At 51.1% G+C, this 10,852-nt stretch carries 7 protein-coding genes; 1 reads left to right on the top strand and 6 read right to left on the bottom strand.

Translation table 11 applies throughout. From position 1 onward, the window contains the following. Positions 1 to 8: 8 nt before the first annotated feature. Entirely contained in the window at positions 9 to 1,091 is a 1,083-nt protein-coding gene (locus tag ABLV30_RS08955) for an efflux RND transporter periplasmic adaptor subunit (RefSeq protein ID WP_348865593.1), read from the bottom strand. A gap of 70 nt (positions 1,092 to 1,161) precedes the next feature. After that, positions 1,162 to 3,885, bottom strand: coding sequence for a cation-transporting P-type ATPase (locus ABLV30_RS08950; RefSeq protein ID WP_182158111.1), 2,724 nt, complete (start codon positions 3,883 to 3,885; stop codon positions 1,162 to 1,164). A gap of 493 nt (positions 3,886 to 4,378) precedes the next feature. Between ABLV30_RS08950 and ABLV30_RS08945 the strand changes: the two genes are divergently transcribed. Further along, complete coding sequence (locus tag ABLV30_RS08945; RefSeq protein ID WP_025107071.1) at positions 4,379 to 4,627, top strand: DUF1158 domain-containing protein; 249 nt, start codon at positions 4,379 to 4,381, stop codon at positions 4,625 to 4,627. Positions 4,628 to 4,986: 359 nt separating this feature from the next. On the opposite strand, the gene ABLV30_RS08940 is transcribed toward ABLV30_RS08945, so the two are convergent. From ABLV30_RS08940 to ABLV30_RS08925, 4 genes are all read right to left on the bottom strand, one after another. Beyond that, on the bottom strand, positions 4,987 to 5,985 hold the full coding sequence (locus tag ABLV30_RS08940; RefSeq protein ID WP_064374609.1) for a LacI family DNA-binding transcriptional regulator: 999 nt from the start codon (positions 5,983 to 5,985) through the stop codon (positions 4,987 to 4,989). 291 nt (positions 5,986 to 6,276) lie between these two features. Beyond that, positions 6,277 to 7,671 carry a glycoside-pentoside-hexuronide (GPH):cation symporter gene (locus ABLV30_RS08935; protein ID WP_064374608.1) on the bottom strand — a complete coding sequence of 465 codons (1,395 nt, stop codon included), beginning with the start codon at positions 7,669 to 7,671 and terminating at the stop codon, positions 6,277 to 6,279. Between the two features lie 18 nt (positions 7,672 to 7,689). Then, the gene (locus ABLV30_RS08930) at positions 7,690 to 9,390 is read right to left on the bottom strand and encodes a glycoside hydrolase family 32 protein (RefSeq protein WP_049079263.1); all 1,701 of its coding nucleotides are present in this window, start codon (positions 9,388 to 9,390) and stop codon (positions 7,690 to 7,692) included. 59 nt (positions 9,391 to 9,449) lie between these two features. After that, positions 9,450 to 10,799, bottom strand: coding sequence for a glycoside hydrolase family 172 protein (locus tag ABLV30_RS08925; protein WP_265801626.1), 1,350 nt, complete (start codon positions 10,797 to 10,799; stop codon positions 9,450 to 9,452). Between the last annotated feature and the right edge of the window lie 53 nt (positions 10,800 to 10,852).

Here is a 10,852-nt window from a genome sequence, read left to right as displayed (position 1 = left end):
CCTCTCCCTTATTCACTCAGCAGCTGAACGGCCGCGCCGTCACGCAGGCGCTGAGCGCCTTCCGTCACTACGCGCACCCCCGCTTTCAGACCATCGGCCACCACGAAGCTCTGGCCATGCTGACCGGCGGGCGCTAAACGGCGCATCGTCACGGTGTTATCCGCCGTCAGTACCCAGCAGTAAAAGCCCAGCGCATCCTGCTGTAGCGCAGAGGCCGGGATCATCGGGCTCTCCTTAAGCTGCTGCGGCCGGAAGAAAACCGTGACGTTGCCGCCCGGCAGCAGACGGTGCTGCGGGTTGGCAAACTCAGCGCGCAGCGCCACGCTGGCGGTGCGGCTATCAATACGGTTATCGACGGAGGTCAGGGCGCCGTCTTCACGCCGCCCATCGACATCCACCTGCGCCAGCCACGCCTGCTTCAGCGCGGCGATATCCGTGTGCTGTCCCGCTTTCGCGAAAAAGGCGGTTTCATCCAGCGAGAACGCCACGCGAATGGGATCAAGCTGGACCACATCGACCAGCACGCCGCTGGCGGGATTCACCAGCCCGCCGACGTGAAAAGGACTATGGCCGACGCGCCCGGTGACCGGCGAGGTAATGCGGGTATAGCCGAGCGTAATCTGCTGGGCGGCAATGCGCGCCCGGGCCTGCTCGACGGCGGCGGCGGAGACATCGCGCTGCATCTGAGCGGTGTCTACGTCGTTGCGGCTGATTGCGTGGTTATTTTTCAGCTGCTGGTAGCGGCTCAGCTGCTGCTGGGCCTGGCGTAGCGAAGCCTGCACGCTTTTCAGTTCAGCCTGGGCCAGCGCCAGTGCGGCTTTCGGCTGGGCGTCATCCAGCGTAAACAGCGGATCGCCCTGGTTGACGTACTGCCCATCCTGGAAGTGGCGCTGCACAATCTTTCCTTCGGTGCGGGCGCGAATATCGACGGAGTGAATGGCCTCGACGCGGCCGGAGATTTGCCGTTCACCGGCATGCGGCGCGTGTTCCACGGTGGCGACGCGCACCGGAACGGCCGGCGCGGCGGCGGCGGCGAGCGCGTAGCCTGCCAGGCCCCAGGCCAGCAGGGCGGAGCGGATAATCTTGTTCATGGGGAATTCCTTACGACGATGCGGCGTCCCTCCCCCCTCAGGAGAAGGGACGCCGGGCGGGTCAGACACGCTATGCGGCTTTGCGGAAACGACGGGTCAGGCGCTTCTCAACTTCCACCACCAGGAACATCGCGATACCGATGACCAGCGTGATGAACCAGTAGCGCAGCGGCAGCCCTTCGGTGCCAAACATCGTCTGCATCACCGGTACGTAGATGATGACCAGCTGCATCAGCAGCAGCACGCCGCTCACCAGCCAGATGCCTTTGTTGCGCAGCAGTCCCATGTTCAGCGAGAAGCTGTCGCTGCTGCGGCAGTTAATCATGTAGACCCACTGTGCGGTGACCAGCATCTGCAGCAGGACGGTGCGGATAAACTCCGGACTGTGGCCGCGCGGCGCCAGCCAGGCTTCAAGCATAAAGGCGGCGACGGCGATCATGGTGCCGACGAAAGCGACGCGCCAGACGGCGAAGGCGTCCATAACGTGCTGGCCGGTTTTACGCGGCGGCCGGTTCATGGCGTTGCGCTCGGCGGCTTCAAACGCGAGGCCGAAGGAGAGCGTCGCGGAGGTGGCCATGTTCATCCACAGAATCAGCACCGGCGTCAGCGGAATGATGTTCCCCGCCAGCAGGGCGATGATAATCAGCAGCCCCTGCGCCAGGTTGGTCGGCATGATGAACAGAATGGTCTTCTTCAGGTTGTCGTAGACCCGACGCCCCTCTTTGACCGAACTGGCGATGGTGGCAAAGTTGTCGTCGGTCAGGACCATGTCGGCGGCCTCTTTGGTCACCTCGGTGCCTTTAATCCCCATGGCGATCCCGACGTCGGCCTGGCGCAGCGCCGGGGCGTCGTTGACGCCGTCGCCGGTCATGCCAACCACTTCGCCGTTATCCTGCAGCGCTTTCACCAGGCGCAGCTTGTGCTCCGGGCTGGTACGGGCAAAGATATCGTACTCAACGGCGGCTTTCGCCAGCTCGGCGTCGTCCATGTGCTCCAGCTGATAGCCGGTCATCGCCTGGCTGCTGTTGGTGATCCCCAGCATCTGGCCAATGCTCATCGCCGTCTGCGGGTGGTCGCCGGTAATCATCTTCACGCGGATCCCCGCGTTCTGGCAGGCGTGGATAGCGTCAATCGCTTCCGGACGCGGCGGGTCCATCATTCCGGCAATGCCGAGGAAGACCAGTCCTTCGCGCAGATCGTCGTGGGTCAGCGTGGTGCTGCCGACGTTCGCCGGTTTGTAGGCGGCGGCGACCATACGCAGGCCCTGGCGGGCAAAGCGCGCCATCTCCTCTTCCCAGTACTGCGGCTCGAACGGCACCGCCCCCTGCTTGCTCAACTGATGGCGGCACAGGGCAAAAATCACGTCCGGCGCGCCGGTAATCAGCACCTGCTCGACGTCGCCCATTTTCTGGTGGGTCGCCATGTACTTGTACTGCGAGTCGAACGGGATTTTCGCGACCAGGCGGGCATCGACGGGCGCAAGCTGCGCTTTCGCCGCCAGTACCTTCAGCGCCCCTTCGGTCGGCCCGCCGGTAATGCCCCACAGGCCGCGCTCGTCCTGAATCATCTGGCTGTCGTTACACAGGTCGATGGTGCGCAGATAGGTTTCCAGCACGCTGCCCGGTTTAATCTGCACCGGCTCGTTGCTGCCTTCCAGACAGATGTTACCCTGAGGCTCGTAGCTGTCGCCTTCGACGCGGTAGCAGCAGTCGGCGGTGATGATCGCTTTGACGGTCATCTCGTTCATCGTCAGGGTACCGGTTTTATCCGAGCACACCACGGTCATGGCGCCCAGAGTTTCCACCGTCGGCAGCTTGCGGATAATCGCCCGCTGACGCGCCATCGCCTGTACGCCCAGAGAGAGAATAATCGAGATAATCGCCGGTAAGCCTTCCGGCACGGCGGCCACCGCCAGGCTAATCAGGGAGAGCAGCAGCTCGCCGAGAGGAATGTCGCGCAGCGCGAGGCTGAAGACGAACAGCGCGGCCATCATCGCCAGGATGATAACGAAAATCGCTTTACCGAGCTTATCCATCTGCACCAGCAGCGGCGTGCGGTGCTTCTCGATGCCCGCCATCATCTGGTTGATGTGGCCGAGTTCGGTCTCCTGACCGGTTGCGGTCACCACGCCAACGCCGCCGCCGGCGCTGATGGTGGTGCCGGAGAAGAGCATATTGGTACGGTCGCCCAGCGGCAGTTCGCCTTCCAGCGCGTCGGTGGTTTTATCCACCACCGTCGACTCGCCGGTCAGAATCGCCTCTTCGACCCGCAGATTATGGCTCTCAATCAGGCGCATATCGGCAGGTACGCGGTCACCCGCGCGCAGTATCACGATATCGCCCGGCACCAGGTCGCGGGTCGGGATGGTTTCATGCTTGCCGCTGCGCTGCACGCGCGCGTCGCTGGAGAGCATATTGCGGATGCCCTGCAGCGATTTTTCGGCGTTGCTCTCCTGGATATGGCCGATCAGGGCGTTGATCACCGTGACGCCAAGGATGACGAGCGTATCGACCCAGTGGCCCATGACCGCGGTGAGCGCGGCGGCGGCCAGCAGGACAAAAATCAGGACGTCGTTAAAATGGGCAAGGAAGCGCAGCCAGGCCGGCTTGCCTTTTTTCTCCGGCAAGGCGTTGGGGCCGAAGGTCTTCAAACGCTCGGCGGCCTCGGCGGCGCTGAGGCCGTCGACGTGGCTTTTTTTCTGCGCCAGCACCGCATCAACCGTCTGCTGATATGCGCGGCGTGGCGCGACATCCCCTGAGGGGGTGGTATTATTAGTTTTGATCGTTTTGGTCAAAATATATCTCCCTTAAAATTCCGTGAGGCGGAAAGCCTGGAATCATTCCGGGCCAATGAGAAAAATTTCAAACAGGCGGGAGATAATTTGAGCTTGCGCAATATTTACTCTCTCGCCAATACAAAATTTATGGTAAGTTAATTCTATAAAACAACTATTGCAGAATATTAATAAACCAAAACTAAACGAGGTCTACTATGTTTGGAATCTATCGCGGACGCCGTCTGGTGCTGTACATCCTGCTGGCCATTATTATCGCTACACTGGTGGGATATAGCACCTATACTTTTGTAAAAGCGCTGGCTTAATAATGACGTTAATTTACATTGCAATGTAATTAACTTAATCACAAATATTACTAAAATAATTAACATAAAAAGAAAGCGGATGTTTAAATATAATACTTAATGCGTATTTTAATAACGTACGAAACCATATTGCATTGATTCTCTTTTTACCGGACAATATGTTTTTAACTGATGATTAACAAATAATGAAACATCCGCTAGAAACGCTCATGAGCGCCGCCGGCATTCTCCTGCTGGCTTTACTCTCCTGCCTGCTGCTGCCGGCGCCCTCGCTGGGCCTGACGCTGGCGCAGAAGCTGGTGGCGACCTTCCATCTGATGGATCTCAACCAGCTTTATACCCTGATCTTTTGCCTGTGGTTTTTAGCGCTGGGCGCCATCGAGTATCTGCTGCTGCGCTGGGTCTGGCGTCGCTGGTTTTCCCTTGAGCGCTAAGCCGGTCAGGTCGCGCATGCCGTTGACCTGGCCTTCTCACCAGGCGGCGTCATCGGGGCCGGTAAATTATCGCTTCACGCGTTTTCGCAATAGCCGCAGCGCAGTTAAGGGTAAGAGCCGCTGGCCGAAGAAGCCTGCGGTTTTCACAGACCCCTGACTATGAGGTGCACGTGCTTCAGGCTTCCCTGAGTCACCAGGTCAGTGCCTACAAAGAGAGATTCAGGATGGGCTCTGCAAGCAGAGTCCACGTAGCCGGTCTCTGCTTTGATCGGAATATACCCGTCATACTTTCAAGTTTTTAGGGTATAAATAGCTAAAGCGCCTGCGCAAGCCGCTTTATTTGTACTCATACCCGCCACCTACTTTAACGAACCCCGAATGATCGGATCACAACTAATCGCTACATTACAGATGGTGTGTGAATCTTCCGAAACGATTAAATCATAACCTTTTAATACCATATTTCGGTAAGGTAACTCTACCGTAGTAAGCTTAGGATAGACTCTCTGCGAAATAATACTCTGGTTATCAAAACCGATCACCGAAACGTCCTGGGGAATAGAAAACCCCAGCCGTTGCAAAGAAAAGTATACTTCCAGCGCAATTTCGTCACGACCGCAAAAGATGACATTAACGCCACGCTGAATAGCGCCAAGAATATCATTATCTAATACTGTGAAATCATAATCATAGCTAACCGGAACAACAAAATAATCATCAGCAGAAAACGCAATGTGATTATCATTAAGCGCCTTTATATATCCCTGTTTGCGCTTAACCGCGGCGTGATAACTTTCATCAAAATTAATAAAAAGGCTGCGGGTAAACCATGGGCGATGAAAGACCAGATTAGCAATATTATACAATCCTTGCTCGTTATCAGCCTGCACGCTAGAATAATTACCGCGCGCACAATGACAGTTAACAAACACGGTCTTGACCTCATCAAATATTGACTGATACTCAATTTCACAAGGATCAAGCGAAAGGTAAATAAGACCTGATATTCGTTTCTCTCTAAGAAAATTAAGGTCCAGTTCGGTGGGAGAGGAATCTTCAACATGGATAAAAATTAACTGATAGTTGGTTTCCTTAGCTTTTTCACTGATCGAACCCAGCATTTCACTACCATAGCTACTTCTTCCCATATTTAATGAGATAACGCCAATAACCGGTAGCCGGGATTTTTTCATGTCCCTTGCCGCCGCATTGGGGACATAGTGCAGCTCTTTGGCCTTGGCCAAAATCTTCTCTCTGGTTTTGGCTTGAACTTTTTCAGGGTTATTAAGCGCTCTTGATACGGTGACGTGTGAAATACCCAATGCCAACGCTATATCTTTGATTGTGACCATTTCCATCTACCCTCTCAATCAATAACGTGTGTCGTTAAATAAATCAGACATGGGTCACAACTATTCTCAAAAATACCAACCCGCACCTTTCTCTCCGATATTTGTCCAATCATCAACGGGGTCCTTATCTGCTTGCCACCGCTCAGCAGCAATCGGTGAGCCTTGAAGAGTACCGCGATCCTAATATTACTATACTCTTTAAGATGTTCGTTTTCCACTACGGAGATATCGGAACAATTGTTATCGGGGTACCAGATACGGCAAAATCTAGTACCTGAATGCTTAAGCAAAAAATCATTAACAATCTACTATCCGATCTTTTTCACGAGATAGCTTATCAGTGGGTAATTTATTGCTAACGATCATCTCCCTGAAATATTCATTATCAATAAAATAGCGTTTAAATACAAAACTGGCTATCAAAAAGAAAATGGCAGGAATAAATGTTACCGCCATCGATAGCCCCAGCAATGTTTCCATAGATAATTTAGCTCCCGCTTCATATCCAATCCAGGTCAGGGTATAGCCCGTAATAGGGCCAGAAATACTCATTCCCAGCTTTTGGCTAAACGAGATAAAGCCAATCGATAAGCCTGAGGTATTCACCCCAGTTTTAATTTCACCATAAAAACCCACCTCAGCGATAGAGGCCCATAAAATAGGCGAGTTAATCTCCGAGACGGCGCAACACAGGAAATAGAAGAGGATTGCCAAATATAAATCACCGATACCGACGATAAAATACATGGCAACGGCCATTAACGCGGACAAATAAAGAGACCAGCGGAATACGGCCAGCTTATTATAGCGATCCGTTAACCATTTAGATATCAACGCACCAGCGATACCGCCGGCAGACCACATCCCCATGAAGATACCGATTTCCCATCCACCTGCGGCTTTTGCAAATTCAGTGCCATAAATGAAGGCAATGTTACCACGCGTGGCGAAAGCAATCAGTAGCAGGACCATAGTAATACAGAGAATCAACCATTGGTCATTTTTCATTAATGATAGAATTTGCTTCTTCGTTGAAACATTGTTGGGACTATTAATTTCAACCCGCTCTTTAACATAAAAAGCACAAAACATAAGAACAATGATGCTGGCAATCCCTAAGACCAAAAAGGCCAGGGCATAGGCATTTCCAGCCTCGGCAGCGCCTTTAGAAGTCACATAGTATGGTACAAAGGTGGTCACAATAATGGTGGCGGCTTTCGCCATCGGGAAACGAAACGTATTCGCCTTCAGGCGTTCAGCAGGGTCGTTGGTCATTACCCCGACAAGAGAAATATAGGGGATCGCAATCATGGTAAACATAATGCTATTTAAAATATATGCCCCTGTTGTCCACCCCAGCCTGGCACTGTAACTTTCACCAACCACGGTGAACAACATAAAGAGGGAAATACCAAAGGGAATTGAACAGATAGCGATCCAGTGACGATAGCGGCCCCAGCGAGTTTTCACCTTACCTGACAACCACCCCATCACAGGATCGGTAATGGCATCGATCAAACGCACGGCGAGGAGTACCCATCCCGCATCAATCGGCGTTAGCCCTACCACGCTGATCATAAAAGTATAAATAAGGAGAGAGGCGGAAATAATTGAAACACTTAAGGCCATATCTCCGGAGCCGTATGCCACGTGCTCACGCACGGACATCCGTTCTTGGCTTGTGGTATTCATTTTTCAATCCTCCAGGCTTTACCAGCTTGTATGTAAGGTTTCGATTCGTATGTTTTTTTCGCGAAGAGTATTCACTTTTAATTGCTTACAGTGTGATAGTTTATAACTGCGTTTCGTTGCGCAGATTTCACCATCATTGATAAACAGCTCGACAATTCCCGCATCAAAAATAATCTCGAGATTTTTTATCTCTGCTGCGCGAGCCCGGTATTGCGCTTCACTCACGACGGTTTCTTCTATGCTCACATAGCCATCGCGGTATGAAATCGCCAGCCATTCCCCCTTATCTCCGGCCAATATGAGGTCTTCGTTCGGCTGTAAACCCTGCTCTAAGCGGATCCTTAATGATTTTCCCTTGTTGATACGATGGTCCTCACCGGCTTTCAATTTGACGTCACAATATTCGTCAACGTATTTTTCAAGTTCGTTAACGGGGCGCATAGCGACTTTATTGTTGGCGTTAATGAAGATTTCTTTTGGAATAGACATTTCACCGTTATATGATGATTTAATTGGCTTTTTCATTGCCCAATTAAATAGCCATGCAATACCAACCTGGCGCTGGCCGTCCTTGAACGTTTGTAATGCATAATACTCCGTCGCGAAGTCCAGCACTTGCATCTCGCTTTCCGCAGTGAAAACGCCGTTGTCAAATGTGCCAATAATGGCGTACAGAAGATTGTGACGCTTTGTCTCTGGCTCCTGGTAACCGACAATACCGATAGTCAGTACCCATTTAGCGCCCAGCTGGAAAAAATCCGGACATTCAACGCAACGGCCTTTATTTTCAGCAAAATATCCCGGCGCCGTATACAGGACATTTTCAAACGCCCATTCCTCACTGTCCCGTGAGACAAATTGAAGCACGGACGGGTTCCCGTCATAAACGGAGCCGAGGATCATTCGATAGCACTGCGTTTCGCTATCAAACCAAACTTTAGGATCGCGAATATCACAGCCGACTAATTCTATTTTTTTCTCCAGAATAGTCTGGATATGCGTTGCTTTAATACCATAGCGATCAATTGCGGCCTTCTTCTGTACTTCAATATAATCCTTATAGAGATCGTAGGCCGGGAGACGTTCCGTATAGAAAATTTCCGCCTCGCCTTCGTTATTGATAAAGGTCGTACCGGAGAAAGCCCCACCGGTTGCCCCCAGAGAAGCCAGGGGATGTTCGGGATGGTTAAATACCGGCAAATGCGTCCAGGAAATCAAATCGTTACTGATGGCATGCCCCCAGTGCATCGGGCCCCACTCGGTACTGTTTGGATTGAACTGGTAGAACATATGATAAGTGTCATCTATCTTACACAAACCATTTGGATCATTCATCCATGCCTGAAAAGGTGAAAAATGCAGTTGAGGTCTGAATGTTTCTTGCGTATACCACTCTTTCAGCTTTGATTTTGGGTAGCATTGCAGACCGGTGCCATTATCAATAAGGTAAATAACGCCTTGATGATAGACGTTAGTTTTATCATAGTAATAAAAAAGGGATATCTCTGCCCTGTCTTCATCATAGCTTAAGGTTAACTCCCCCTTTTGATGGTGGGTATAATGATAATAATTAAAAAAACCAGCCCCTTCCTGGATTTTATATAGCAGTTGATTATCACTTTTAATAACTAATAGAGGTAGCGGTTCATTATTTTTCTTTTGGCGCAGCCAAAATTCAATCGTGATGCCTTCAGCAGAGGGTATTGAGAAACTTTTCATATTGATGACCTGTAGGTAAGCTCGGCCAGTTCAGCCACTGGCCGATACGAATTAATAAATTACTTCACCTTGCGTGCGATAAATTGCGCGTGCTTCTTATTGCCGGCTTCTTTTTCTCGGGTGGCTTTTAATTTGGCTTCGATTTCAATTTGTCGGGTTTTCATAAATTCTTCGAAGCGCCATTTAGCCGTGTCCTTCTGCATTTGCTGCTCTGCGGTCAATTCGCACGTTGATTTACCAATACCCCGACGTTCAATATCGCCAGGGGTCGTAGGAATACGTTCATCTAAAGGCTGGATAGTGACAGCGCCTGGCTTTTTTTGATACCAGTAAGCCGTAGAGGCCCAGTCATCACAAAGATGGTTGGCGTGACCATGCTCAATTGTTACGCGAATGCGTTTCTTGAAATGTACAGGATCGGTAATATGAAATTTATAGCTTGTCTGGAAGCCGGGAACGATGCTTTCGTGTAATGCTGTTCCATTATATAAACCCGCGTTATCCTGCATCCCCCAGGCGTGATTAAAGTAATCTTCCGTGCCGGTACCGTGTATACTCGGCGGCCATGTATCATCATCGACAAATATCATGTCGTCACCCTCCCCCCACCAGCTTCCCTGGAAATGAGCGACCGATAAATTACAGCCGACATAATGCCCCTCGCCTTCAACATTAAGCACTTCATAGTTCCCTTCAGCGCTCAAAGTTGAGATATTGACTTCCGGGCTATTGGTTTGCAGCTCGGGTCCCCAGCCATTGCATGGGTTAGCGCGCTTCCAGTTAGCATGAAAATACGCGATATCATCCTTGTGTTCTTCAGCATACATTTCATAATCGATGTAAAAATACTGCCCATAGGGAATATCATTCTGATTTTCAATTTCGATGACGGCGCGCGTGTTAAACGGCATTGGAAAGAAACAGTTCAGTGCCGCGCTGCCGCCAAACTTATAGCGTTCTTCAGGCTTGGTAGAAATATTAATCGGGAGGGTATTAATATTACCGGGCATGGAGTGACCAATACAGAAAAAGTCCCCCAGGGGCACAACCACACTCGGTTCTTCAGCATTGTCCCAGTACATTTTAATTAGCACTTTGCGGTAATAATGGGGATCGGCCACTTCCCAACACACGCCCAACGCATTGTGAATTTCATTGACTGGCGCAATCCATTGGCCCATTTTGGGATCAATAACACTCGCCCCCAGCACGCGGCGACAAAATTGCGTCATCCAGATATGGGTGATACAGCCAGCCCCTTGAATATCTGCTAGCGTTACGCTTTCCCCGGGACCAATTAGCCAATAATCCTGATTCTTACCGCTTTGATCCCAGCTTGAAAGACGCCCCGTTTTTGCATCCCGAACCGTTGCCAGACTTTGTAAAAAACCACCATATTGTTGAGCCATGATACCCTCCGATTGTCAGTTTAATTTAAATGTACACGTGTACATTTGCGTTG

It is taken from the genome of Klebsiella sp. CN_Kp113, assembly GCF_040064585.1.
GTDB classification, from domain to species: domain Bacteria; phylum Pseudomonadota; class Gammaproteobacteria; order Enterobacterales; family Enterobacteriaceae; genus Klebsiella; species Klebsiella michiganensis.
Note: the sequence above shows the minus strand (reverse complement) of the source record. Positions and strands in the feature narration are given on the sequence as shown.

Coding starts and splice junctions, on each gene's coding strand:
- ABLV30_RS08955 (WP_348865593.1), bottom strand. CDS start 1,091: ATGAACAAGATTATCCGCTCCGCCCTGCTGGCCTGGGGCCTGGCAGGC.
- ABLV30_RS08925 (WP_265801626.1), bottom strand. CDS start 10,799: ATGGCTCAACAATATGGTGGTTTTTTACAAAGTCTGGCAACGGTTCGG.
- ABLV30_RS08940 (WP_064374609.1), bottom strand. CDS start 5,985: ATGGAAATGGTCACAATCAAAGATATAGCGTTGGCATTGGGTATTTCA.
- ABLV30_RS08945 (WP_025107071.1), top strand. CDS start 4,379: ATGAAACATCCGCTAGAAACGCTCATGAGCGCCGCCGGCATTCTCCTG.
- ABLV30_RS08935 (WP_064374608.1), bottom strand. CDS start 7,671: ATGAATACCACAAGCCAAGAACGGATGTCCGTGCGTGAGCACGTGGCA.
- ABLV30_RS08930 (WP_049079263.1), bottom strand. CDS start 9,390: ATGAAAAGTTTCTCAATACCCTCTGCTGAAGGCATCACGATTGAATTT.